Source organism: Sphingopyxis lindanitolerans (assembly GCF_002993885.1).
GTDB lineage: Bacteria > Pseudomonadota > Alphaproteobacteria > Sphingomonadales > Sphingomonadaceae > Sphingopyxis > Sphingopyxis lindanitolerans.
In genome coordinates this window covers 2,209,936-2,233,434 of sequence record NZ_CM009578.1, presented here as the reverse complement: position 1 = coordinate 2,233,434, position 23,499 = coordinate 2,209,936, and the positions used below count along the sequence as shown (strand labels likewise).

Genomic DNA, 23,499 nt, shown 5'->3' with positions numbered 1-23,499 from the left:
CGGGCGATGCAGGCGTTAAACGGCGCGACATGACCGACAGCAGCAGCGCCCTTACTCCCAAGCCGTGGATCAGCGGCATCGCTCCTTATGTTCCGGGCAAGTCGGCCGGCGCCGACGGCCGTCCGCTGATCAAACTCAGCGCGAACGAAAATCCGCTCGGCACCGGGGACAAGGCCCGCGAGGCGTTCCGCGCCTCGCTCGCCAGCGCCGATGCGCTGTCGCGCTATCCCGATCCCGGGTCGGTCGAATTGCGCGAGACGATCGCGGCGAAATATGGACTCGATCCGGCGCGCGTCATCTGCGGCAACGGCTCGGACGAGCTGCTTCACCTCGCCGCGGGCGCCTATGCCGGGGCGGGCGACGAGATTCTCTATGTCCGCTATGGCTTTGCGGTTTACGAGATCGCCGCGCGCCGCGTCGGCGCGACTCCGGTCGAGGCCGACGACCGCGACTTTGCGACCGACGTCGAGGCGCTGCTCGCGGCGGTGACCGAGCGGACGCGCGTCGTCTATCTGGCGAACCCGAACAATCCGACCGGAACGCTCGCGACGCGCGACGAGGTCGCGCGAATCCATGCCGGGCTGCCGAAGAACGTCCTGTTCGTCATCGACCAGGCCTATGCCGAATATCTGTCGGCGGCCGAGGATGACGGCGGGCTCGAGCTTGCGAAGACCGAACCCAATATCTTCGTCACGCGCACCTTTTCAAAGATTCATGGCCTCGCGGCCGAACGGATCGGCTGGGGCTATGCCGCCGCCGAGGTGATTTCGGCGCTGCACCGCATCCGCCTGCCGTTCAACGTCACGCGCGCGGGGCAGGCGGCGGCGGTCGGGGCGCTCGGCGACGACGACTTCGTGAACGCCAGCCGCGCGCATAATGCGACATGGCGCGCCTGGCTGACGCAGGAACTCGAAAGCCTCGGCAACCATGGCGTCCGCGTCGTGCCGTCGGCGACCAACTTCCTGCTCGTGCTGTTCGAGGGCGATGTCAGCGCCGAGACGGTATATGGCCGGTTGATGGACGCGGGCTATATCGTCCGCTGGCTGCCCGGGCAGGGGATTGCGCAGGCGCTGCGCATGACGATCGGCACCGAGGACGAGACGCGCGGGCTCGCCGCGGCGGTCCGCGCGGCGCTCGCGGGCTGATGGCGCTGGCTCATGTCACGATCGTCGGGCTTGGCCTGATCGGCTCGTCGATCGCGCGTGCGGTCCAGGAGCGCTTGCCCGATGTGACGGTGACCGGCCATGACGCCAGCAGCGAGGTCCGCGCCGCGGCGCGCACGCTCGGTTTCTGCGATGTGGTCGCCGACGATCCGGCGGCGGCGGTGGCGAAGGCCGATCTCGTGATCCTTGCGGTGCCGGTCGGGCGCATGGCCGATGCGGCGGTGGCGATCGCGCCGGGGCTGCGCGCCGATGCGATCATTTCCGACGTCGGCTCGTCGAAGCGCGGCGTCGCCGACGCGCTGGGACAAGCGCTTCCCGGCCATCTCGTCATCCCGGCGCACCCCGTCGCGGGGACCGAGAACAGCGGCCCCGCCGCGGGCTTTGCGACGTTGTTCGAGGGGCGCTGGTGCATCGTCACCCCGCCGGCCGGCGCGCCCGACGAGGGCGTGGCGGCAGTGACCGGATTCTGGCAGGCGCTCGGCGCCAAGGTCGAGACGATGGACGCCGCGCACCACGACATGGTGCTGGCGATGACGAGCCATCTGCCGCACCTTATCGCCTATACGATCGTCGGCACCGCGAGCGAGTTTGAAGAAGTGACCGAAAGCGAGGTCATCAAATATTCGGCGGGCGGCTTTCGCGACTTCACCCGCATCGCGGCGAGCGACCCGGTGATGTGGCGCGACGTCTTCCTCGCCAACCGCGACGCGGTGCTCGAAACCCTGCAGCGCTTCAACGAGGATCTGACCGTGCTCCAGCAGGCGATCCGGCGCGGCGACGGCGCCAAGCTCGAGGACTGGTTCACCCGCACCCGCGCGATCCGCCGCTCGATCATCGAGCAGGGGCAGGACGACGCCGCGCCCGATTTCGGGCGGAAGCATTAAAAACCGTCGCCCCCGCGAAGGCGGGGGGCCCTATCGGCCTTGAGCAAGGTTGCCAGCGACTCCCGCCTTCGCGGGGCCGACGATTATTTCTCGGCCTTCGGCATTCCCGCCAGCAACGCTTCGGGCGGATTGAGCGCGTTGATCGCGCGCCACACGCGCCCCTCGGCTTCCTCGCGCGGCAGGCCCGCGGGGATCGTCTCGCCGATCCGGTAGGTGATCGTCCCCGGCCATTTGACCCAGCGCCGCGGCGGATAGACCAGGCCGCTGTTCACCGCGACCGGGATCACCGGCACGCCGAGCATCCGATAGATGCCCGCGAAGCCCGAGCGCAGCGGCGGTGCCTCGCCATGCGGAACGCGCGTGCCTTCGGCGAACAGCACCAGCGGGCGATCGCCGGCGAGCGCGGCCCTGGCGGCGCTCAGCATCGCGCGCATCGCCTTGCCGCCGCCGTCGCGGTCGACGGGAATCAGGCCATAGAAACGCGCCGCCTGCCCCCAGACGGGGATCGAGAGCAGTTGCTCCTTGGCAAAGACGGCGGGCCATTGGAACAGCATCGGCTGCTCGATCGTCTCGAACGCGCCCTCATGCTTGAAGACATAGAGGACGGGGATGTCGGGCATCTCGCCCTCGACGACGATCTTGTGGCCCAGCACGAAACGGCAGATCAGCCGGTGGAAGATCGCCCACATCCGCACGAACCAGCGCGTCGCGTGATGCGATATGGGCAGCGACACCACCGCGCCGATCGACGAGATGCTGCTCATGATCACGAACAGGATCCAGAACAGGATCGAACGGATCAGGGCGGCGGTATAGCGCATCGCCTCTCTCAAAGCCCGAGCAGCCCGCCCGCGAGCCCGGCCAGATATTTGTGGTATTCGCGGAACAGGGTCGCGAAACCGGGATGGCTGCGCACCGCATCGGGAAGGATCGCCACCTTGGCGCCGAGCGCGCGGCCGAGTTCATATTGGGCGCGGCGCATGTGCCAGTCGGTGGTGATCAGGCGGATGCTCCTGTAGTTGCGCCGCGCAACCCACGCCGCGACCTCGGTCGCGTTCGAGCGCGTATCCTCGGCCTCGAACCCCAACGCGATGCAGCAGTCGAACAGCGCCTGCGGCCGTTCATATTCGGCGGCGAGTTCCCTGGGCTTTACCTCGCGCGCGACGCCGCTGATCAACAGGCGCTTCGCTTCGCCCTTTTCGAGCATCTCGAGCCCGCGGTCGATGCGCCCCGGACCGCCGGTCAGCACGACGATCGCGTCGGTCTTTTGCGGCGCGGCGGGCAGGGGCAGCAGCAGGGCGAACCAGGCGAAGCCCAGCACCCAAGCCAGAAAGAGAAGAGATATCAGCCGCTTGATCATAATATCTTCTTGAGCGCGGCGAGCAGGGTCTGCCGCGCCGTCCATGCCGCGAGCGCGATAGCCAATAGCGGCAGCGCCAGCAAGAGCGCCCAGCCCCCAGCGCCCAGCGACGCGGTCGCGGCGAGGCCCGCGGTGACCCCCGACCATTGCCAGCCGATGAGGAGCAGAATCGCCGCGGCGACCGTGCTGCCGAGCGCGATGCCATAGGCGGTGTCGATCGCGATCCGCCGCTGGAACAATCGCGCGATCTGCTGGTCGGTCGCGCCGATCATGTGCAGCATCTCGATCGTCGCATAATGGGTGCCGAGCGCGGCGCGCGCGGTCATGATCACCACCGCCGCGCTCGCCGCGGTCATCAGCAGGACGAGCGCGCCGGCGATCCAGGCGAGCGAGCGGATCAGCCGCGCGACCGGGCCCAGCCATTCGGCGTGCGGGATGATCCGCGCCCCCGGCGCCTCGCGCGCGACGAGCGCGCGAAGCTGGCGCATCGGCCCGGCGTGATCCTCGCCGACGAAATCAATATCGACGAGCGCGGGCAGCGGCAGCGACTTCAGCACCGGATCGTCGCCGCCATTGCCGCCGTCGGCGCTGCCGAACCATTGGCCGAGCGTCGCGCGCAGTTCGGCGGGCTCGACCGTGCGCGCCGAGCGGACGAAGGGCTGTCCCGCCGCCGCGCGGCGCAGCGCCGCCGCCTGCTCGGCGCGGGTGACCGGGTTGGCGGTGACGATCTGCACCGTCACCCGCCCGGCGATCGCGGCGCCGATCGCATTCGCCGAGCGCGCCAGGCCGACCCCCGCGGCGGCAGCGAGCAGGGTCAGCAGCATCAGGATCGCAATCACCCACGGCGTCGGCCCCGACAGGCGATGATCGGGAAGCAGGCGGCGATGCTGGACGGGGACGCGCGGGATGATCATGCCGAAGTCACGACCGGTTCGGCGGATAGCGCAGCGCGCCGGTGGGGTCGGACAGCCGCCCCTTTTCGAGGCGCATCATCTGCGCATTTTCGATCCGGCTGATCAGGTGGATGTCGTGGGTCGCGACGACGACGGTGGTGCCAAGGCGGTTCAAGGCCTCGAACAATCCGAGCAGGCGGCCCGCCATCTCGGGATCGACGTTGCCCGTCGGCTCGTCGGCGACGAGCAGTTGCGGCCGCGCGATCACCGCGCGCGCGATCGCGACGCGCTGCTGCTCGCCGCCCGACAGCGTCGGCGGAAAGGCCTCGGCGCGCTCGCCGAGCCCGATCCAGCTCAGCATCTCGCCGACCGGCCCTGCCAGATCCTCTTCGCCGACCCCGGCGATGCGCAGCGGCAGCGCGATATTGTCGCGCGCGCTCAAATGCGGGATCAGCCGGAAATCCTGAAAGACGACGCCGATGCGGCGGCGAAAGCCGGGCAGGCGGTGGCGCGGCATGCCGACCAGATCCTCGCCGAACAGGCGGATCAGCCCGCGGCTCGGCCGCTGCGCGAGATAGAGCATCTTCAGGAGCGACGTCTTGCCCGCACCCGAGGCGCCGGTCAGGAAATAGAAGCTGCCGGGCTGGAGGTTGAAGCTGATATCGCTCAACACCTCGGCATCGGGGCTATAGCGCAGCCCGACGCCATTGAACTCGACCATCGCGCCGCCGGAACGGGAAACGGGCGTCATGACGTCATCCGCGCGCGATCGGGCCGGGCGCGATCGCGCGCCTGTGGCGGGGCGCTGGGCGTGGGAGCAACGGCGCTCATGGCGTTGCCTGTTACACGGCTGTCCCCCGACGTAAAGCGCTCTGTTCGCACCGGCGCGGCCGTCCATGGCCTATCCTGCCACGAGGCCGGGCGGGGGAGCGGGCGGGGGCCGCAGCGACCGAAGCACAAGCAAGGCTTGCAACCGTGCGAATCACCGTGTTTAGAGAGGCTATGATCCTCGCCTGCCCGTCCTGCCATACGCGCTATGTCGTGCCCGATACGGCGATTGGATCCTCCGGGCGCACCGTGCGCTGCGCCAATTGCCGCCATAGCTGGTTTCAGGAGCCCGCCGCCCCCGCGCCGCCGGTCGCGGCGCCCGCGCCCGAACCGGCGCCAGCACCCCAAGCGGCGCCGTCAGCTCAATCCGCGCCGTCAGCCCAGGCCGCGCCATCAGCAACGCCCGAACCGGCGCCGATGGCCGCGCCGCCGATCGAGGAACCCCTCGCCGAAGCCGCGCCGCCGCCGCCGCCCGAAGCCTTCGCGGTTCCCGAAGCACAGCCGACCCCGCCGCCGGTCGAGGACGCGCCGCTGCCCTTTCGCCGCCCGCGCCGCAACCCGGCGAAGCGCTGGACGTGGATCGCGGGAAGCGCCGCGGCGCTGATGCTCGCCGCGACCGGCGCGCTCTACTGGTTCGGCCTGCCGGGCTGGGCGCAGGGCCTCGGCCTTCCGGGCATGGCCGACGAACCCGACCTCGTCATCGAACTGCCGCCGAACCAGGACCATCGCGAACTTCCCGACGGCACCATCTATTTCGCGGCGTCGGGGGTGATCATCAATCCGACCGACCGCGAACAGCGCGTCCCGCCGATCCTCGCCGAGCTTCGCGACGCGCAGGGGACGATCGTCTATAGCTGGACGATCAAGCCGCCGGTCCGCCTGCTGCCGCCGAACGAAAAGGTGAATTTCAGCGAGGCGAAGCTCGACATCCCGCGCCGCGCGACGCAGCTGACGGTCAGCTGGGCGCTACCCAAGGGTTGATAAAACAAGAGCTTATCGTGACGTCGCTCCGCCCTGACGTCACATCAGTTCCACCGCCGCCAGCGCGAGCAGGAAGCTTGTGAGCGTGGCGACGACGATGGGGGCGAAGCTTCGCCAGCCCTGGTCGAGGAGGAGGTGGAGGCGTGCCTTCATCGCGGTGGCGACGATGGCGAGGAGGAGCAGCGCCTGCGCGGCCATGTTGGCCGCGTCGACGGCGGGCCTGGGCAGCGCGACGAGCGAATTGAGCGCGGCGAGCGCGAGAAAGCCGAGGATGAACCAGGGCAGGCGCAGCGGGATACGCCGCTTGGCCGCATCGCCGCCGCCGGCGCGCGCGAGCCACAGGCCGACGAGCATGAGCATCGGCGCGAGCAGCGCGACGCGGGTCAGCTTGACGATGGTCGCGACCTCTCCGGCCTGCGGCGAGAAGGAAAAGCCGCCGCCGATCGCCTGCGCGACGTCATGGATCGACGCGCCGATCAGGAACCCCGCCTGCGTGTCGGAGAGCGCGAGTTCGGCGGCGAGGATGGGATAGAGGGTCATGGCGAGCGCGCTGGCGACGGTGATCCCGACCAGGGTCATCGTGAAGCGCGCCTGGTCGACGCGCTTGTCGCCGATCAGCGAATAGAGGGCGAGCGCGGCCGAGACGCCGCAGATGGCGGTGGCGCCGCCGGCGAGCAGCGCGGCGTGGCGGTCCTGCCGGAACAATCGGGCGCTGGCGACGGTGATCAGGATGACGGCGAGCATGATGCCGACCAGCAGGGCAAAGGGCAGCGGGCCCAGTTCGGCGAACTGCCCGGCGGTGATCCGCGCGCCGACGAGGACGATGCCGATGCGCAGCGCGGTCTGCGACATGAGGTCGAGCCCGGCGTGGGTGCGCGGGTCCTGCGACAGGAAGCTCATCGCGAGGCCGATGAGCAGCCCCATGAGGACGAGCGGCGCGGCATAATGGTCGGCGAGCCAGGCCGCGGCGAGCGCCGCGATCGCGGTGACGAGCGCGCCCGGCAGATAATCGCGCCACCGCCGCTTCGCAGGCCGCGCCGCCTCAAGATGCATCTCGCCATAAAGGTCGGCGGCCATCGGCCAGCTTTGTTCGGACGCCATGGATCTCCCCGCTTCATCGCCCGCTTCGCATATCCGCGCGGCGCGGTCGATAGGCCATTGCTGGCGCGCCGCGCTCTTGCTAGAGGCCGCGCTCTACCGGCACCCGTAGCTCAGCTGGATAGAGCGCTGCCCTCCGAAGGCAGAGGCCACAGGTTCGAATCCTGTCGGGTGCACCACTTCGGAACAAAGCTGGGCACCGCGCCCGGCTTTGTTTCCGCAGCTCCTGCGACCAGCGCTTGCAGCAGATTACTCTTGGAGCCGAGAATCCGAACCTCATCGGTAGTTACTTCAACCCGCTGGGCAAGCGCGCGAATATGGTCGCGGCGATAGCCGCCTTTCTCATCTCGCATCCGCTGGCGCGCGGCGCTGGCGAACTTCGCCAGCATGTCAGGCGCGACCGCCTTCCGGCCCTCTGCGCTGAGCAAGGCCGTCACGCGCTCGGCGTCGGCCTTTGCCTGATCGCGCGTCGCCTTGAGCGTCGCGATGCGCTCCTTGAGATCAGGGTCGTCCACGTCGGCAATCCCGTTCTCGATTGCATCATAGAGCCGCTTCAACCTCAGCTCCGACTCCGTGGCTCGCTTGTTGAGTTCGGCGACATGGGCACGCTTGCGCGTCGTCTGTTCCTGCCGCCGATCCAGAACGGCAGACAGGATGGTTTCCAGTCGCTCGGGCCTTAGAAGCTCGTCCTCCAGATTCTTCGCGACCAGATCGTCCAGCTTCTCCATCGGCACCGTCATTCCAGAGCAAGCGGTCGGACCTTGCCGCGCCTTGGTCGAACAGGCGTAATAGCGATAGCGGCCACCCTTGCCGGTGCGAATGGTCATGGCGCCGCCGCACGTGGCACAATGGATTAGCCCTGTAAGGAGCGTAGGGCCACTCACGACGCGCGGCGGAACCTTCTTAGGGTTGCGGGCCTGCAAGTGCGCCTGCACCGCGTCAAACCCCTCCTGATCGATGATCGGGGGCACATTGACCACGACAGCCTCGGACTTCGGCTTGAGCTTCCTGTCCTTGCCCCGGCGATTGAACTCGTGGCGCCCGGTGTAGGTCGTGCGGGTCAATATCTGGTGGACAGCGCCAAGACCCCAGCGCCCGCCATCGCGGGTGCGAATCGACCTCTCGTTTAGCCAAGCAGCGATGGCCTTGACCCCCATCGACCCTGAACCGCCATCGCCGTGCAATGCGAGACGGAAGATGGTCCGCACTGTCTCGGCATGGAAGGGGTCGATTTCCAACCGCTTCTTGATCTTCGCGCCGCGCTGCTCGGCGGCGACGACGCGGTAGCCGATGGGAGGCAGCGATCCGTTCCAGAAGCCCTGCCGCGCATTCTCGCGCATCGCGCGCAGCACATGCTTGGCGGTCTCTTTCGACTGATACTCGTCGAACAGCGCCATGATCTGGCGCATCATGACGTGCATCGGATCGTCGCCCATCTCCTGCGTGATGGAAACGAGCTTCACGCCATTCTTGGCGAGCTTGCGGACGTAAAACTCCAGTTCGAAATGATCTCGAAAGAAGCGCGAGAAGCTGTGGACGACCACGACTTCGAACGGCGCCGGTTTGGACGTTCCGGCCTCGATCAGTTGTTGGAACACGGGGCGACGATCGTTCGTCGCGGTGGCGCCGGGTTCGACATAGGTCTCGGCGACTTTTAACCCGCGCGCGGCGCACCATTCCTCGCCCTGTCGCCGCTGGTCGGGGATCGACACATTATGTTCGGCCTGCCGCGCCGTCGAGACACGCAGATAGAGGGCCGCGCGCGCCCCCGTGATGGTGTGCGGCGCAGTCATGGCAATCTCCGTAAGGTCAGGTCAATTGGGCGGGGAAAATAGCTCGTCGAAAAGATCGCCGAACCAGCGTTCATCTAGGGCTGCCTGTCCTCCAGCCTTCGAAGAAGGACCGATGCGAACGACAAATGATCGAGGCATCGATCGATAGGGTCCGTCGTAATGTCATGGCCGCGCGGGTTCCGGATCGCTGACATGGAGCCCGCAAAGATGAACCTGTAGCCGAGCTGCTCATCAATCTCGCTCTGTGTGGAGAGAGGGGTCAGGCGGATTTTTGGGTTTGAGTCAGTGAAAGCAGCCATCATTAACTTCTGGCCGCTTTCGTTGATGCCAGAAAGCTTCTTCACCTGATTATCGAGATATTTAAACGCCTCAAAGGTCGCTTGAGAGTAGTGCCCATTGTTGAAGAGCTTGAGCGAGACCTTGCCGAGTTCGGGGTGAATGTTGCGCTCGTCAAAAGGATGAGACTGCTCGCCATCTTCCTCCGACCCGTAGCCAAGCTCGCTTGCAGCCCTGACAATTCGCTCGAAGGCCGCGAGGGGGCTAGACATAGAGGTTCGCTCGGATGCTCTTGAAGATGTTGTCGTAGGTCTCTTTGGATCCGTTGGCAGGCAGGTTGATTTCGATCCGCACTGTCAGCGCCATATCCTTGCGGCCTTCGGATGATCCCAGCCCTACTTCCACCTTGGTCTCATTGGGCGCGGTCGGCTTCGCTTTGGACTGAGGAGGGGCCGCCTTCGCCCTGCTTTGACGAGCCTTGGCGGGCGACTTTGCCGCCGACTTGTCATCCCCGCTCTCATGACCGGCGAGGGACCGGAACACTTGGAAGACGCCTGCCTGGCGCCCCCGATGACCTCGCTGGTCTTGTCGGTCGTCCGAAAATAGCCAGTGAGCTCGCTCTTGGTCATTGTCCAAGCGTCCTCGCCCCTTATCTCAAACAGGTCGCTGTACGCCTTTTTGACCAGCCCTTCGAAAGCTGCAGGGAACTTGTCGTCCGAGAGCACGAGGATGTCATGGCCCTCCGTGGTGCGCTTGCCTTCCTCGTCGATCAATCCGAGAAACTGTAGCGCATTGATGACGTAGCTCTCGTTGTTCGAGGCCAGCCCAAACTTCTTAACGGTCTCTGATGTAACCGTCGCGGGGAAATTCTTCCGCAAATACGCAATCATCTGCGAGACGTTTCTTGGGCCAGAGATGTACGGGTGCGATGCCATATAGTCCCCCTTTAATCGCGATCCCTATCGCGCTTGTGAAGGTCAAGTCTAGCTTGGCGGGCTATTCGCCGCAACTTCGAACGTCTTTCTAAATTGTCCGCTTCCGTAAAGTCGTCACCCCATCGCAGAGGCAACTAAGTCGATAATTGGATGGCCGCCTTCGGCCGAAGCTGACAATCCGCTTTCGGTCCAATTTCAGTCTGCCGACGACACCTGTGGAGCAAACGCTGAACGTCGGCATTTGACAGGACCTGCCGTTCGATGGGTCGCCGGGGAGCGGCAGAAATGTCCCAGACTCGGCCTTTGAAACCTATCGGCAGTCATGTCCGCTTTCGGGCGATCGCCAGCCAATCCGCGATGACTGACAGCAGGCGCTAAGTCGACGTCGCCAAGTTGCGCGCGGGTCGTGGTATCCTAGGGAAGCAGTTCCACGGCCATATCGTCTCGCTGACCCAGATGACGTCGATGCCAGATCGTAGATATCTCAAATGTAAGGAGAAAAGCCAGGAGCGTACGGCAAGCCAAAATTAGTGCCATACGCGCAAACTACTGAAATACCGTTCGAAACGCACCCAAAGCTGGCGGCTCTTTTATCTCGCCCTCCTAAATTTGCCCTCGCCGCTCCCCTTCTGGACACTAAACCCTTCCCCTGCGAATGGTTGGAACGACCGGTTGCGGACGTTGCGCAATCTTGGGAAGTAGCCACAACCGAACCAGAGCCATCGATGCGAGCGTCGCGACGGAAAAGAGGTATGATGTGACGATGCCCCAATGGATTTTCTTCACTCCCTTTCTGTGGATTCTTGGTTTTGTGGTAGTTTCCATCTGGTATCGTCGCTCGAAGGGCGAGCCCATTTTTCCCCGGCTGCCTGACGACGCTGAGTTCGGTGAGAAGGGATGCTCTGGACGATCGCTCAAGAGCCCATTGTCCAAGATTGGCGGCGCTAGCCGATGTATTCTCGTAGCGGTGCGAAAAGGGAAGTTGATCATAACGCCTCAATTTCCGTTCAACCTCATGTTTCTGCCTGAGATTTACGGACTGGATATCAAGGTGCCGGTTGGCGCCGTTGCCTCTGTGAAACCGGTGTCCTCGCTATTCCAAAAGGCACTACGAATCGAATTCACTCGCGGCGGCCCCGCGCCGGTAGAGGTGGTGCTGCATGACGAGAAGGCGTTCGAGCGAGCGATCGGTTCTCGCGTTACGGTGCCGGGTGATCGCGAGCTCAAAGAGAATGCCAGCCCACGAAAGAACCGCACCTTCTTGTTTGCTCGTGCTTTCTTCGCGATTTGGGGAGCGGGTGCTTTGTTCGCCGCGATTACCGGGCTTCAGGATGATCAGCGATTTCGGCGAGATGGGATTGCCACCATGGCGACATACGTGAACCCAGAACAATCTCTCGATCACCAAAGTAAAATGGGTGTCCTGCAATACGAGGTCGATGGGGTCGTTTATCGGGTGAACTCTATTTATGGAAACGGCCTGTTCGAAGTGGGCGAGCAGGAAAAGGTCTATTACTTGCGCTCAAACCCGCAGGAAGCTCGCCAAGTTTCCTATTCGAATTTCAACATGCTTTGGCTTGTGCTCGGTGCGATCGGCCTGTCGGTGTCAATCTTTGGTGGCATGGTCGCCAAGAGGATTTGGTAACTCAAACCGGTCAAAATGAAGTTGCTCCAAAACGTCCGGTTCCCACCCCATTTCGGACGTTCGTGCCTTGAAGCACAGAACCGCGCAGGACGCGTTGCGCAACCTAGAGTGCAATGGCGAAACCGTAATGCTCATCTTCGCCGGTCGCGGTGCGCCAAATTCTTCCTTGATATCGAGGCTATAAGGGCAAGGCGCCTGCGATCTTTGCAAGCAGGTCGGCCTGACCGTGCCGCGTTCCTATTCGCGCCATCGAGCGGTCAGACCCCCGAATCGGTCGCGGGCCGTAGCGAGGGGAAGAGCGCGGCCGCGAGCAGGAACAGCCATGTGACGAGCACGAAGGGAAAGGTCAGCGCGGGGATGCCCAGCGGCTCCAGCGCGGCCGAAACGCCTGCGAACACCAGCGGGGTGGCGATCGCCGCGAGCAGCGCATAGGCAAGCGAGCGCCTGTCGAGCGCGAAGAAACTGCTGCCCAGCGCGACGGCGACAAGTACGCCATTATAACCGAACGCGCCCGATCGGATCGCCGGTTCGGCAGCACCCATGCCCCAGGCGACGAGGAGACCGATCAGCGATCCCGCCAAGGCCGCCGCACAGGCGACCCGCGAAGCGATGAGGAGGCCGATCGCAAAGATCAGGCCGGTGACGAGATTGCCCTGAAAAAAGACCTGCGCGATGCCATTGAACAGGCCCTCCCCGATCGTCGATGCCGTTACCACGCCTTCGACCGTTACCGCCTTGGGAAGTCCCGCGGTCGGCAAAAGATGGGTGGACTCAAGCCGGCCGAAGCGTGCGGTGGCGAGGAAGACGCACCACGAGATGAAGACGAACGGGGCGGTCAGCACGGGCAGCTTCCAGACGGCGAGCAAGCGCAGCATCGCGGCCATAACGATTGTCGAACAGGCGGCGGTGAAGACCAGCAAGGCCCAGGTCAGCGCATTGGGTTGCAGGAAGGTGAGCAGGGCGACGGCGACGAGCCCGCCATTGAAACCAAACATCCCCGCCCGCACCAGCCTGCGATCGACGCCCAGCAGCATGGCGGTGGCCGTGCTCACTCCGGTTCCGATCAACACGGCCGATCCGAAGAGCGGCGAATGATAGAAAATCCCGACCAGGAAGAGCAGTCCGGCATAGCTGTTGTTCTGTAACATTACCTGGCCGACACCGCGCAGCAGATGATCGAGGAAGCGCAGCGGGGCGGGCAGCGGATCCTTGTCGTTGTCGGTCAGCCCCGTCGCTGAAAAATATGTCGCCATCGCCGAAAGCTCCCCGAGTGACGCCGCGCCGCTGCCCCGGCGTGCACCCTTCCTATCGTAGACGGCAAAAGCGACGGATGGGAAGGGGCGGCACCGTTCGTCGGCAGGGCCTGCCCGCCCCATCCCGCGAAGCTGACAAAAGGCTGACGCCGATCGCGGCGCAATTGTCAGCGCGCCTGGCCGATAGGGCTGCGGAGAGCGGGGATGGCACCCGCCTGCCGAAGGGGCCCCGCGCGTGACATATGGCGTTCGTATCGCTTTGCTGCTGTGGATCGGCGCCGCGGCGCCGCTGCCCGCCGCCGGACAGGAGGGCGCGGGCGGGCAGGCCGCGACCTATGACAAGCATTTCTTTGACCGCACGCAGCCGTCGAACGCCTATGAAATGGTGGCGCTGCTCCCGGGCTTCACGCTCGTCGAGGGCGATGGCGACGTGCGCGGCTATTCGGGGGCGGCGGGCAATGTCCTGATCGACGGTCAGCGCCCGGCTGGAAAGACCGACACGCTGGGCGCGATCCTGAAACGCATTCCCGCGGCGCGCGTCGCGCGGATCGAGCTGATCCGCGCCGGGTCGGCCAGCCACGACATGCAGGGCTATGCGCTGCTCGCCAATGTCGTGCTGGCGAAAGCCGGCACGATCAGCGGCCGGATCGAGGCCGAGCAGGCGCTCTATCGTCACGGGCGCCGCGGCCCCCGCTTTTCGGCGCAGGCGACGGTCGATGGACACGGCCGGGTGCTCGACCTGTTCGGGACCGTCTATCGCGAGATCGACGACGAACATGGCTTCGGGGTCCGCAACCGCTTCGCGAGCGACGGCGCGCCGCTGCGTCTCGCCCGCTATGCGCAGCCCGAGGGCGCCGATATCGCGCAGGCGACGCTCGCCTATCGCCAGCCGCTGTTCGGCGGCACGCTTCGCCTCAACGGGCTGGTCCAGGACAAGCGGAAATTCGCCGACATCGCCTATGCCGTCACCTTCCCCGCCCCCGATGCGATCACCGGCAGCGAGCGCGAACATGCGCGCACCTGGGAAGGGGGGCTTCGCTACGAACGCGCGCTCGGCGCGGCGAACGACCTCGAACTGGTCGGAAGCTATCGATCGGTGGCGACGGTCGGCATCGACCGCGAGACGAGCGCGTCGGAAAGCAGCCTCTCCGACGAACGCGCGAACGCCAGCGAGGCGATTCTGCGCGCCGCACTCCGCCATCATCGGGGCGATTGGGCGATCGAGATCGGCGCCGAGGGGGCGATCAACATTCTCGACAGCCGCAACGCGCTGATCGAGGATGGCGACCCCGTGCTGCTGCCCCAGGCCAATGTCCGGGTTGCCGAGCATCGCGCCGAATTCTTCGCGACCGCGAGCCGACCGCTCGATGCGCGGCTCACGGCGGAATTGGGGATCCGATATGAAATGTCGCGCCTGTCGCAGACGGGCGACATCGACCTCGTCAAATCGCTCGCTTTCTGGAAACCGCGCGCGCGGCTGATCTGGACCCCGACGCCGAACCAGACGCTGCGCCTGCTGGTCGAGCGCGAGGTCGGCCAGCTCGATTTCGGCGATTTCGTCGGCGCCGCATCGCTGACCAGCGGGACGATCAGCGCCGGCAATGCCGATCTGGAGCCCGACAGCCTCTGGCGCATCGAGGCGACCTACGAGCGCCGCTTCGGCGCCGGATCCTTCACCCTCGCCGCGCGCCGCGAATGGATATCCGATCTGGTCGACCAATTGCCGGTCGTCGCCGACGGGACCGTCTATGACGCGGTCGGCAATATCGGCGCGGCGCGGCGCGATATCGTCGAAGCGTCGCTGAAATGGCCGCTTGACGGGATTGGCGCCAAGGGCGTCGTCGTGACCGCCGACCTTGTCGCGCGGCGCGGCCGGGCGACCGATCCCTCGACCGGCGAGCGCCGCCCCATCTCGGGCGACCTTCCGGTCGAAGCGCGGATCGCGCTGACTCACGATATTCCGGCGTGGAAGCTGCGCTGGGGCGGCAGCTTTGCCTTCGCGCGCACCGAAACGGCGTTCAAGGTCGAGGAGGTCGAGGCCGACCGCCTGGCCGGGCGGCTCGACCTGTTCGTCGAATATCGTCCCGACGCACGCTGGACCTTTCGCCTGTTCGGCAAGAATCTGACCGACAGTCCTGCGACGCGGACGCGCGACATCTATGCCGGTGTCCGCGGCGACAGCGCGCTGCGCTATCGCGAATTGCGCGTGCTGCGCAGCGGGCGCTATGTCGGGCTTACCGTCCAGCGCAGCTTCGGAGGATAAGCCTTATCCGCGCGGCGCGGCGAGCCGGGCGAAGTCGCTCCAGCTACATGCGGTGGGCTCGGCCGAATTGCCGCACCCGGGAATGGCGAGATAGCGGCGGAACAGCGCGTCGCCCGACCCCAGCGGCTCGAGATTGCGGAGCTGGTCCATCGTCTGCGCGCGATAGAAGGCGCGGACATAGCGGTCGCCCTTTGCGTTGCTGACCAGTTCGAACCCCAGCGCGCTGCCCGGCGGGACTTCGTCGGCGGGATAGCTCGGCACCTGCCAGTGCAGGTCGAAAAAGCCGCCGAGATCGGCGACGTTCGTGTCGTGACCGGCAAGCAAGGTCAGCCGCGCCGGGCTCTGATCGCCGAGCGCCGTGACGATTTCGCGCACGATCGGCGCGGCGGCGGCGGCGGCGATATAGCCCGGACGGTTCGAATATCGGAATTTGAGCGGATGAAAGCGCAGCAATTGCTCGATCTCGGCGCGGCTCACCCGGCCCCAGCCGACCTCCGCCATCGGCTTGCCCTCCAGATATTCGAGCACGAGCGTCTGGCTCGCGGTCGATCCGACGTCGAGCGGGCCTTCGATATCGGGGCGATCGTGCGGCTGCGCCACCAGCCGGCTCGGCTCGGCGATCAGCGGACAGGCGGGCAGCGCGCAGTTCAGCACCCTTGCCAGCAAGGTCAGTTCGCCGCGATAGCGCGCGGTCTCGGCGGCCAGCCCGCCCTCGGGGGCCTGGGCGAGCGCGGCGTCGAACGCGCGCTTGCCGTCGAACGAGGCGGGGCCGCCGTCGAGCCCGTGAAAGATTGCGTCATCGCCCGGACTGGCGGGATGCGCGACGTCCGTCGCGCAGCCGGGCATGAAGCCCGCGGCCCAGCTTTGCGCGGTGGCGATCGTGCGTTCCTTGTAACTTGCCTTGAGGACGATCGTGCCCGCGGCGGGGCACCCGTCCGGAAACAGACCGCGACCGCCGAAATAGAGGCGGTCGCTTTCGCCGAGCAGCTTGACCCCCGCCGCGCCGCGCGGCGTCAGCAGGCCGAAATCGACCGGCCAGTCGGGCCATTTTTCAGGCGAATAGCCTGGCGGCACCACCGCCGGTTTGGTCGGCGGGCGAATGCCGTGGCGCATCAGCATCACCACTTTTTCGAGCTTCAGCGGTCCCGGTTCGGGGGACGACGCATCGGCACCCGGCGCGGGCGCGGCGCAGGCCGCGAGCAGCGCGGCGGATAAAAGCAGGATGGGCTTCACAGGCTCTCTCCCTTGTGGAACAGGTGTGGAATAAATTTATCGATACTGTATAAATCAGAAAATATATTTCATCAATGTCCTGTGTCGAGAAAATATGGCGCCGGGGAAATCGGATCGATAGCCGGTGTCAGCTTGATGTCAGCGCGCCTGTGGCAAGGGAGGGCCATGAAGAAAATCTATCTGCTTGCGGCCGCGATGGTCGCTCTCGCCACCCCCGCCCTGTCGCTCGCGAGCGACAAGGACGACGAAGCCGATCAGCGCGCCGCCAGCGCGGCGCTGGCCCGCGGCGAAATCCTGCCGATCGTGCGCGTTCTGGCGATCGCGACCGAACGCGTTCCGGGCGACGTGCTCAAGGTCAAGCTCGAGCGCGAATCCTTCGGGTTCAAATATGAGGTGAAAATCCTCACCCGAAGCGGCAGGGTGCGCGAGGTCGAAGTCGACGCCCGGACCGGCCGGATACTCAAGATCGAGGATGATTGATGCGCGCATTGGTGGTCGAAGACGATCCCGTCGTCGCTTCCGAACTGGTTCGCGGGATGACCGCCGCCGGGTTCGTCGTCGACCTTGCCGGTGACGGCCAGCAGGCCTGGTTCAACGGCGATGTCGAGGATTATGACGTCGCGATCGTCGATCTCGGCCTGCCGCGACTCGACGGCCTCTCGGTCATCAAGCGCTGGCGTGACGCGGGGCGTGGCTTTCCTGTCCTGATCCTGTCGGCGCGCGGCGACTGGACCGACAAGGTCGCCGGGATCGAGGCCGGCGCCGACGATTATATGGCAAAGCCGTGGGCGATGGAGGAATTGATCGCGCGCGTGCGCGGGCTGGTCCGCCGCGCGGCGGGGCGTTCGAGCCCGACGCTCGAGGCGGGGCCGCTGCGGATCGACACCCACCGGATGACCGCGACGCTCGACGGCGCGCTCGTCAAGCTTTCGCCGCTCGAATATCGGTTGCTCGACTATCTGGCCCATCACCCCGGCCGCGCCGTGCCCGCGACCGAATTGTCCGACCATCTCTATGGCGACGCCGACACCGAAAACGCCAATGCGATCGAAGCGCTGGTCGCGCGGCTGCGGCGCAAGCTCGGCCCCGACACCATCCGGACGCGGCGCGGCTTTGGCTATCTCCTGCCGGCGGCCGCCGCATGACGGGCGGCTCGCTCCGGCTTCGCCTGATCGCGGGGGCCGGGGTGGCGATCGCTCTTGCGCTGCTCGTCGCCTGGTTCGCGATGACGTGGCTGTTCGACGGCCATGTCGAGCGGCGCGTCGAGGACGAACTGCTGGTCCAGGTGCGGCCGCTGCTCGCCGACCTGCAATTGGCGCGCGGCGTCCCGGTCGCGGGGTCCGAACCCGCCGACCCGCGCTTCGCGGTTCCCGCCGGCGGGCTGTATTGGCAGGCCTCGACCGGCGGCGGCGCGATCCGTTCGGTCTCGCTCTGGGACAGCCATCTGCCGCCTGCCGCGGCGGCGCCTGCCGACCGCTGGCGGATCCGCCGCGCCGAGGGTCCCTTCGGCCAGCATCTGCTATTGATGGAACGCGCGATCCGCCTGCAGCCGCAGGAACCTCCGGTGATCGTTCAGCTCGGCTATGACCTTGCCAAGCTGGCGCCGGCGCAGCGCGAATTCGGGCGCGAGATGGCGCTGTTCCTGGTGTTGCTGTGGATCGCGCTCGCGCTCGCGGCCTGGGCGCAGGTCGGGTTGGGGCTCCGCCCGCTGCGAAGCGTCGGGCAGGAGGTCGAGCGGCTGCGCCGCGACGCCTCGGCGCGGCTTGGCGGCACCTATCCCCGCGAGCTGGCGCCGCTCACCGAATCGATCGACGCGCTGGCCGATGCGCGCGAGGCCGATCTGGTGCGCGCGCGGCGCCGCGCCGCCGACCTGGCGCACGGCCTCAAGACTCCGCTCGCCGCGCTCGCCGCGCAAAGCGCGCGGGCGCGCGAAGGCGGCGCGGCGGCGCTGGCCGACGGCCTCGATTCGTCGATCGCCGCGATGCGCGCGGCGATCGACGGCGAACTGGCGCGGACGCGGATCAGCCTCGTTCCCGAAGGGCGCAGCACCGAGGCGCTGCCGCTGATCGAGCGGCTCGTCGCGGTGATCGAACTGACCGGGGCGGGCGAGCGCGTCGCCTTTTCGCTGGCCTGCGACGAGCGCGCGACGCTACCGCTCGCGAGCGACGATGCCGCCGAACTGCTCGGGCCACTGCTCGAAAATGCCGCGCGCCATGCCCGCCGCCTTGTCCATGTCGCGGTCGAGACGGCCGACGGCCGGCGGATGCTGATCGTTGGCGACGACGGGCCCGGGCTCGACAGCGCGCAGCGGGGCGAAGCGATCCTGCGCGGCGCGCGGCTCGATTCGGGCGGCGAGGGCCATGGGCTCGGCCTTGCCATCGCGCGCGAGCTTGCCGAAGCGACGCGCGGCGACCTTGTCCTGGCGCGCTCGCCGCTCGGGGGGCTTGAAGTCCGCGTCGGCTGGACGCTATCCGACTGAACTTCCTGTCAGCCTGGTGTCAGATCGGGCGTGCCGCGCCGCGCCGCCGCGTGCCGCGCCAAGCCATTGTGCAAGATATATTCTATTTTACTTGCAATATAGAATAATTGTGCCATTATGATGCCCGAACGAGCGCGGCAAGGAGCCGTGCCGGGGAGGAGAGGCAATAATGACACGGCGGTTCGGACGGGCGCTTTTGCTCACGACATGTCTGGCGGTCCCGATGACGGGCGCCTGGGCGCAGGATTCGTCGGCCGCGGCGGGGACAACCGCAGCGGACCAGGGCGATGCGATCGTCGTCAGCGGCCGCCGCGCCGCCGACCGCGCGGCGCTCGAAACGAAGCGCAACACCGATACGCAGGTCGACGAGGTTCGCGCCGACGATGTCGGCCGCCTGCCCGACCAGAATGTCGCCGAAACGCTGCGCCGCCTGCCGGGCCTCAGCGTCTCGAACGACATGGGCGAGGGGCGCTACCTCACCGTCCGCGGCGTATCGCCCGACTTGCTCAACGTGACGCTGAACGGCCAGACCGCCGCCGCCCCCGAACCCGATTCGCGCCAGGTAAAGCTCGACGACATCCCCTCGGCGCTGATCGGCGCGGTGACGGTGTCGAAGACTCTGACCCCCGACATGGACGCCAACGCGATCGCGGGCGCCGCCAACATCGAGACCGTGTCGGCCTTTGACCGATCGGGCACGTTCGGCAGCCTGCGCGCCGCCTATGGCAAATATGACCTCAACGGCAAGCATCCCTATGAATTCGACGCCTCGATCGGGTCGCGCTTTGGCCCCGACCGCCAGTTCGGCTTCGTTTTCGCGCTCAACTATTCCAACCGCGAGTTCGAGGCGCAGAACATCCAGTCGGGCGGTAATTGGGAGGAGGTGGGCGGCGAATTCGTGCCGCTGCGCCAGACGCTGCGCGACTATCACACCCGCCGCCAGCGCTATGGCGCGGTCGCGAATTTCGACTGGCGCCCGACCGACGACGTGAAGGTATATGCGCGCTTCCTCTATTCCAAATATAAGGACAAGGAATCGCGTCCGGGCTTCCAGGTCGATCTCGACGAAGACGCGATCACGAACCAGACCGCGACCAGCGGCGATTTCACCGGCGCCAAGGCGAAGCGGGCGCTGCGTTCGCGCGAGGAGGATTCGGACACCTTCACCTCGTCGCTCGGCGGCGAATTCGATCTCGGTCCGAGCTGGCTGCGCGTCGAGGGCAGCTACACCCGCGCCAACAAGCGCGACCCGCATCGCGACGAAATCATCTTTGCGGCCAAGAACATCACGGGATCCTACGACCTGTCGGGAACGATCCCGCTTTATCAGTCCGGTGCGACGGCGTTCGATCCGACCAAATATAAATTCGACGAAACGAGCTACGAGCATCGCCGCGCCCGCGAGGATCTTTATCAGGCGCGCGCCGATTTCCGCACTCCGATCGGCATCGGTGACGACAGCACGATCCAGATCGGCGCGAAATATACGCAGCGGCGCAAGACCAACGACGCCGAATCGGTGATTTACGGCGGCTATGACGACGATTTCACGCTCGATCAGGTCCAGGACGGCTCGATCGACAGTATCTTCAAGGGCCGCTACCCCTTCGGCGCGACGATCAGCCGCCCGAGCGCCGACAGCTTCTTCCAGTCGAATCTCGCCGGTTTCGAGATCGACGAGGAAGGCACCGTCGGCGACAGCCTCGCCGCCGATTATCTGATCCGCGAGAAGATCTTCGCCGCCTATGCGATGGCGACGCTGAAATTCGGGCCCTTCACCGCCATCCCCGGCGTCCGCATGGAAAAGACCAAGAGCAATTATGCGGCGAAGGACATCCTCGACACCACGACCGTCGCCGACCTTGGCAAGGATTATGACAGCTTCGGGGCGCAGAGCTACACCGATTTCTTTCCGGGCCTGAACCTGCGCTGGAACGCAACCGAGTCGCTCGTCCTTCGCGCCGCGGTGACGCGGGCGATCGGGCGTGCGAACTATGAACAGCTCGCGCCGACGACGGTCGTCAACACCGGCGACAATGAAGTCACGATGGGCAACCCCAATCTGAGGCCGCTCACCTCGACCAATTACGACCTTGCGGGCGAATTCTATATCGGGCGCAAGGGCATCATCAGCGTCGCCGGCTTCTACAAGACGATCGAGAATCCGATCTATTCGGCGACCACCGAGCAGAGCGGAACCTTCGCCGGGCAGGCGCTGGTCGATGCGCAGGTGACGATGCCGGTCAACGCCGACAGCGCCTTCGTCAAGGGCATCGAGATCAACGCGCAGACCGAGCTCAGCTTCCTGCCCGCGCCGCTCGATGGTTTCAGCGTCGGCGGCAGCATCACCTTCGTGAAATCGCGCGCCAAGGGCATTCCGGGCCGCGGCGACGAGCGGTTGCCGCTCGCCAGCCAGTCGAACCGGGTCGCGTCGGCTTTCCTCGCCTATGAAAAGGGCGGGCTGTCGGCGCGCATCGCCTATACCTACCGCTCGGCCTATCTGCTCGAGCCCGGCGGGGATACCGACAGCGATCTCTATGTCGGCGCCTTCAACCAGTGGGACGCGCGCATCGGTTATGACATCGTCAAGAATGTGACGATCTTCCTCGAAGGATCGAACCTCAACGACGAACCCTATCGCGTCTATCAGGGCATATCGTCGCGAACCGACGAGGTCGAGCGCTACGGCTATTCGCTCAAGACGGGCATCCAGTTCAAATTCTGATCCTCTGCAGGGGAGCACTGGACCTGGGGCCGGGGAAACCCGGCCCCTTTTCTTTGGCGATTGTGGAGCTTGCAAACACACCCTCGCCACCCTCGTCATGCTGAACTTGTTTCAGCATCCATGATCTACTCTCTCAGGCAGAGCTGCGTCCAATTCGAGGGCAGGCCATGGACCCTGAAACAAGTTCAGGGTGACGAGAGAATGAATGAGGTCGGCCGACAGCCGATGTGTTTGCAAACGACATGATCTCCTTTTCTTTTGCGGGAAGCCGCGCGGGGCCAGCTTTCTTCCTGATGTGGCACCACGGACCGGCCGCGCCAAACCCTTCTGTTGCCGTGGAAATCCGGTCTCTACCTAGCTGGTTGACGGGGCTCGCCTATGCCATCACAGAAATGCTGAGCTTCGGCTCGGGGGCTAAAGGGGGAGCAGAATATGGAGAAAGCGATATTGTTTTTGACGGCTGCAGCGCTGATCGCGCAGCCGGTTGCGGCGCGCGAGGTCGTTGCCACTTCGGATACGCCCGAAGACATTGCGCAAGACGCTGCGCGTGATCTCAAGGACAGCCGCTTTTACAACAAGCCGGGCGCCAGCCGGGCGGAATATGATGCAGATTGGCAAACCTGCCGTTTGATCGCACGCGGGTCTCGGACACCCGCCGGATCGGTGCCGATCTATAATCCCGCGATATATAATCCGGCGATTTCGCCGCTTGCTGCGGGCATCGGCAGCGGAATAGGCGCGGCCATCGGCGCTGCGATCGTCGAAGGCCAGATGCGCCGCGCCAACCGGCGGAACTGTTTGCTGATCAAAGGATGGCGGCTGGTAGAACTGCCTGCCGCGCAAGCCGCAAAGGTGGCCGCCCTGTCGGATGCCGAACGGCAGGATTATTTTGAAACGATGGTCGGGGCGCAGACGGTCGAGGGTGACGTCACCCAAATGACCAGCTTTACCCCGGTTGCCGATGACAGGCTGAATATGAGCGGCCCGCTGGCGGGTCCGCCGTCGCTGTTTCTGGGCAAGAAAGTCGATCCCAAGACGCCGCTTGCGCTGGCGGAAAACGAAGGCGGACTGGTCATGGCATTCCGCCGCAACGATGCCGGAAGCGCGGGGCGTTCGGGCCGCGTCCAGATCCGTCGTTTCGACCGTGAAAATGGCGATCTTTTCTATCAGCCGCGCGATTGGAAGAAAAAAGGGGATCACACCACTTACGCCAGCGAATTTGTCAGCAGGGACAAGAAGGCGGCTTATGAGCTGCAGGTCGCGAAACTGACGCCAGGCTGGTATGTCTTGCAAACCGATGCCGTGGGTAAGATTTTACCCAACACAACCAACTGCTTTGGCGCTCCGGCTTTTGAGGTCAAGGCAGGCGAATATGCGTATCTGGCCGACGCGACACCTTTCCTCGACGCGGAGCTTGCGGCAGGCGGCAGGCATAGCGGCATGGGCTATGCACGCCATTTCGACGACGCCAAGGCCGCGATGATGATTTTCCAGCCCGATGCGGCGGCCCGGATGGCGGAAGCCCGAATCGAAAACCGCGCGACCTATAGCTGTGCGGGACAGGTGATGACTCGCATGGACTTTCCAGGCGTGACCGACAGCGTTCCGGCGCCCGTTGACGAAGACACGTCTGGAGCCGCGGAGTTGCGAGAGCCCTGACGGGAGAAACGGCGGGCGGTGATCTTGCCGC

At 65.6% G+C, this 23,499-nt stretch carries 20 protein-coding genes, 1 tRNA gene and 2 pseudogenes; 12 read left to right on the top strand and 11 right to left on the bottom strand.

The genetic code is table 11. The annotated features are described in order from the left end of the window. Window positions 1-29: 29 nt before the first annotated feature. Together hisC and CVO77_RS10735 are read left to right on the top strand one after the other, a co-directional pair. Window positions 30-1,145 (top strand): histidinol-phosphate transaminase, encoded by a 1,116-nt coding sequence (gene hisC / locus CVO77_RS10740; protein WP_105999049.1) that lies wholly within the window; start codon window positions 30-32, stop codon window positions 1,143-1,145. Further along, the gene (locus tag CVO77_RS10735) at window positions 1,142-2,047 is read left to right on the top strand and encodes a prephenate/arogenate dehydrogenase family protein (protein ID WP_106000777.1); all 906 of its coding nucleotides are present in this window, start codon (window positions 1,142-1,144) and stop codon (window positions 2,045-2,047) included. The genes hisC and CVO77_RS10735 overlap by 4 nt, the downstream gene beginning before the upstream one ends. A gap of 83 nt (window positions 2,048-2,130) precedes the next feature. Here CVO77_RS10735 and CVO77_RS10730 read toward each other — a convergent pair whose 3' ends face one another. From CVO77_RS10730 to ftsE, 4 genes are read right to left on the bottom strand one after another with little or no spacing between them, the layout of a single operon-like run. Beyond that, window positions 2,131-2,868, bottom strand: a complete 738-nt coding sequence (locus tag CVO77_RS10730) for a lysophospholipid acyltransferase family protein (protein WP_105999048.1) — start codon at window positions 2,866-2,868, stop codon at window positions 2,131-2,133. A gap of 8 nt (window positions 2,869-2,876) precedes the next feature. Further along, window positions 2,877-3,407 carry a YdcF family protein gene (locus CVO77_RS10725; RefSeq protein WP_105999047.1) on the bottom strand — a complete coding sequence of 177 codons (531 nt, stop codon included), beginning with the start codon at window positions 3,405-3,407 and terminating at the stop codon, window positions 2,877-2,879. Beyond that, the gene (locus CVO77_RS10720; protein ID WP_105999046.1) at window positions 3,404-4,321 is read right to left on the bottom strand and encodes a cell division protein FtsX; all 918 of its coding nucleotides are present in this window, start codon (window positions 4,319-4,321) and stop codon (window positions 3,404-3,406) included. Before CVO77_RS10720 ends, CVO77_RS10725 begins: the two co-directional genes overlap by 4 nt. 7 nt (window positions 4,322-4,328) lie before the next feature. Further along, window positions 4,329-5,051 carry a cell division ATP-binding protein FtsE gene (ftsE, locus tag CVO77_RS10715; RefSeq protein WP_105999045.1) on the bottom strand — a complete coding sequence of 241 codons (723 nt, stop codon included), beginning with the start codon at window positions 5,049-5,051 and terminating at the stop codon, window positions 4,329-4,331. Between the two features lie 251 nt (window positions 5,052-5,302). Between ftsE and CVO77_RS10710 the strand changes: the two genes are divergently transcribed. After that, window positions 5,303-6,109: a zinc-ribbon domain-containing protein gene (locus CVO77_RS10710; protein WP_105999044.1), complete on the top strand. Its 807-nt coding sequence runs from the start codon at window positions 5,303-5,305 to the stop codon at window positions 6,107-6,109. A 39-nt stretch (window positions 6,110-6,148) separates the two neighbouring features. Here CVO77_RS10710 and CVO77_RS10705 read toward each other — a convergent pair whose 3' ends face one another. Beyond that, the gene (locus CVO77_RS10705; RefSeq protein ID WP_105999043.1) at window positions 6,149-7,210 is read right to left on the bottom strand and encodes a YeiH family protein; all 1,062 of its coding nucleotides are present in this window, start codon (window positions 7,208-7,210) and stop codon (window positions 6,149-6,151) included. A gap of 99 nt (window positions 7,211-7,309) precedes the next feature. Here CVO77_RS10705 and CVO77_RS10700 point away from each other — a divergent pair. Further along, a tRNA-Arg gene (locus CVO77_RS10700) sits at window positions 7,310-7,386 on the top strand. Between the two features lie 60 nt (window positions 7,387-7,446). Further along, entirely contained in the window at window positions 7,447-7,887 is a 441-nt protein-coding gene (locus tag CVO77_RS21650; RefSeq protein WP_242445898.1) for a hypothetical protein, read from the top strand. A gap of 24 nt (window positions 7,888-7,911) precedes the next feature. On the opposite strand, the pseudogene CVO77_RS21645 reads toward CVO77_RS21650, so the two are convergent. The 4 genes and pseudogenes from CVO77_RS21645 to CVO77_RS21920 all read right to left on the bottom strand — a co-directional run. After that, window positions 7,912-9,000 (bottom strand): annotated as a pseudogene (locus CVO77_RS21645) (recombinase family protein); the annotation flags it as partial. Window positions 9,001-9,074: 74 nt separating this feature from the next. Then, window positions 9,075-9,548 (bottom strand): TIGR02391 family protein, encoded by a 474-nt coding sequence (locus CVO77_RS10690; protein ID WP_105999042.1) that lies wholly within the window; start codon window positions 9,546-9,548, stop codon window positions 9,075-9,077. Continuing rightward, a complete protein-coding gene (locus tag CVO77_RS21640; RefSeq protein WP_242445897.1) occupies window positions 9,541-9,819 on the bottom strand; it encodes a hypothetical protein in 279 nt (92 codons plus the stop codon). Before CVO77_RS21640 ends, CVO77_RS10690 begins: the two co-directional genes overlap by 8 nt. A 56-nt stretch (window positions 9,820-9,875) precedes the next feature. Continuing rightward, window positions 9,876-10,211: pseudogene (locus tag CVO77_RS21920) on the bottom strand (DUF5343 domain-containing protein); the annotation flags it as partial. Between the two features lie 757 nt (window positions 10,212-10,968). On the opposite strand from CVO77_RS21920, the gene CVO77_RS10680 reads away from it, so the two are divergent. Further along, window positions 10,969-11,856 carry a hypothetical protein gene (locus CVO77_RS10680; protein ID WP_146130853.1) on the top strand — a complete coding sequence of 296 codons (888 nt, stop codon included), beginning with the start codon at window positions 10,969-10,971 and terminating at the stop codon, window positions 11,854-11,856. A gap of 257 nt (window positions 11,857-12,113) precedes the next feature. Here CVO77_RS10680 and CVO77_RS10675 read toward each other — a convergent pair whose 3' ends face one another. Beyond that, window positions 12,114-13,109 carry an urea transporter gene (locus CVO77_RS10675; protein WP_105999040.1) on the bottom strand — a complete coding sequence of 332 codons (996 nt, stop codon included), beginning with the start codon at window positions 13,107-13,109 and terminating at the stop codon, window positions 12,114-12,116. 235 nt (window positions 13,110-13,344) lie between these two features. Here CVO77_RS10675 and CVO77_RS10670 point away from each other — a divergent pair, with 235 nt between their 5' ends. Continuing rightward, window positions 13,345-15,372 (top strand): TonB-dependent receptor plug domain-containing protein, encoded by a 2,028-nt coding sequence (locus CVO77_RS10670; protein WP_146130852.1) that lies wholly within the window; start codon window positions 13,345-13,347, stop codon window positions 15,370-15,372. Window positions 15,373-15,375: 3 nt separating this feature from the next. On the opposite strand, the gene CVO77_RS10665 is transcribed toward CVO77_RS10670, so the two are convergent. Beyond that, on the bottom strand, window positions 15,376-16,605 hold the full coding sequence (locus CVO77_RS10665) for a histidine-type phosphatase (RefSeq protein WP_105999038.1): 1,230 nt from the start codon (window positions 16,603-16,605) through the stop codon (window positions 15,376-15,378). 165 nt (window positions 16,606-16,770) lie between these two features. Here CVO77_RS10665 and CVO77_RS10660 point away from each other — a divergent pair, with 165 nt between their 5' ends. The 5 genes from CVO77_RS10660 (at window position 16,771) to CVO77_RS21280 (ending at window position 23,468) form a co-directional block, all read left to right on the top strand. After that, window positions 16,771-17,085: a PepSY domain-containing protein gene (locus CVO77_RS10660; protein WP_105999037.1), complete on the top strand. Its 315-nt coding sequence runs from the start codon at window positions 16,771-16,773 to the stop codon at window positions 17,083-17,085. After that, on the top strand, window positions 17,085-17,750 hold the full coding sequence (locus CVO77_RS10655) for a response regulator transcription factor (protein WP_105999036.1): 666 nt from the start codon (window positions 17,085-17,087) through the stop codon (window positions 17,748-17,750). The genes CVO77_RS10660 and CVO77_RS10655 overlap by 1 nt, the downstream gene beginning before the upstream one ends. Next, window positions 17,747-19,084: an ATP-binding protein gene (locus CVO77_RS10650; protein WP_105999035.1), complete on the top strand. Its 1,338-nt coding sequence runs from the start codon at window positions 17,747-17,749 to the stop codon at window positions 19,082-19,084. Before CVO77_RS10655 ends, CVO77_RS10650 begins: the two co-directional genes overlap by 4 nt. Window positions 19,085-19,307: 223 nt before the next feature. Next, a complete protein-coding gene (locus CVO77_RS10645) occupies window positions 19,308-21,809 on the top strand; it encodes a TonB-dependent receptor (protein ID WP_158258037.1) in 2,502 nt (833 codons plus the stop codon). A gap of 432 nt (window positions 21,810-22,241) precedes the next feature. Continuing rightward, on the top strand, window positions 22,242-23,468 hold the full coding sequence (locus CVO77_RS21280; protein ID WP_105999033.1) for a hypothetical protein: 1,227 nt from the start codon (window positions 22,242-22,244) through the stop codon (window positions 23,466-23,468). Window positions 23,469-23,499: the final 31 nt, after the last annotated feature.

Excerpts from the sequence above, each read along its gene's own strand:
- CVO77_RS21280 (WP_105999033.1), top strand. The coding sequence starts at position 22,242 with ATGGAGAAAGCGATATTGTTTTTGACGGCTGCAGCGCTGATCGCGCAG.
- CVO77_RS10660 (WP_105999037.1), top strand. The coding sequence starts at position 16,771 with ATGAAGAAAATCTATCTGCTTGCGGCCGCGATGGTCGCTCTCGCCACC.
- CVO77_RS10645 (WP_158258037.1), top strand. The coding sequence starts at position 19,308 with ATGACGGGCGCCTGGGCGCAGGATTCGTCGGCCGCGGCGGGGACAACC.
- CVO77_RS10655 (WP_105999036.1), top strand. The coding sequence starts at position 17,085 with ATGCGCGCATTGGTGGTCGAAGACGATCCCGTCGTCGCTTCCGAACTG.
- CVO77_RS10705 (WP_105999043.1), bottom strand. The coding sequence starts at position 7,210 with ATGGCGTCCGAACAAAGCTGGCCGATGGCCGCCGACCTTTATGGCGAG.
- CVO77_RS10725 (WP_105999047.1), bottom strand. The coding sequence starts at position 3,407 with ATGATCAAGCGGCTGATATCTCTTCTCTTTCTGGCTTGGGTGCTGGGC.
- hisC (WP_105999049.1), top strand. The coding sequence starts at position 30 with ATGACCGACAGCAGCAGCGCCCTTACTCCCAAGCCGTGGATCAGCGGC.
- ftsE (WP_105999045.1), bottom strand. The coding sequence starts at position 5,051 with ATGACGCCCGTTTCCCGTTCCGGCGGCGCGATGGTCGAGTTCAATGGC.
- CVO77_RS10690 (WP_105999042.1), bottom strand. The coding sequence starts at position 9,548 with ATGTCTAGCCCCCTCGCGGCCTTCGAGCGAATTGTCAGGGCTGCAAGC.
- CVO77_RS10730 (WP_105999048.1), bottom strand. The coding sequence starts at position 2,868 with ATGCGCTATACCGCCGCCCTGATCCGTTCGATCCTGTTCTGGATCCTG.
- CVO77_RS10710 (WP_105999044.1), top strand. The coding sequence starts at position 5,303 with ATGATCCTCGCCTGCCCGTCCTGCCATACGCGCTATGTCGTGCCCGAT.
- CVO77_RS10650 (WP_105999035.1), top strand. The coding sequence starts at position 17,747 with ATGACGGGCGGCTCGCTCCGGCTTCGCCTGATCGCGGGGGCCGGGGTG.
- CVO77_RS10675 (WP_105999040.1), bottom strand. The coding sequence starts at position 13,109 with ATGGCGACATATTTTTCAGCGACGGGGCTGACCGACAACGACAAGGAT.
- CVO77_RS10720 (WP_105999046.1), bottom strand. The coding sequence starts at position 4,321 with ATGATCATCCCGCGCGTCCCCGTCCAGCATCGCCGCCTGCTTCCCGAT.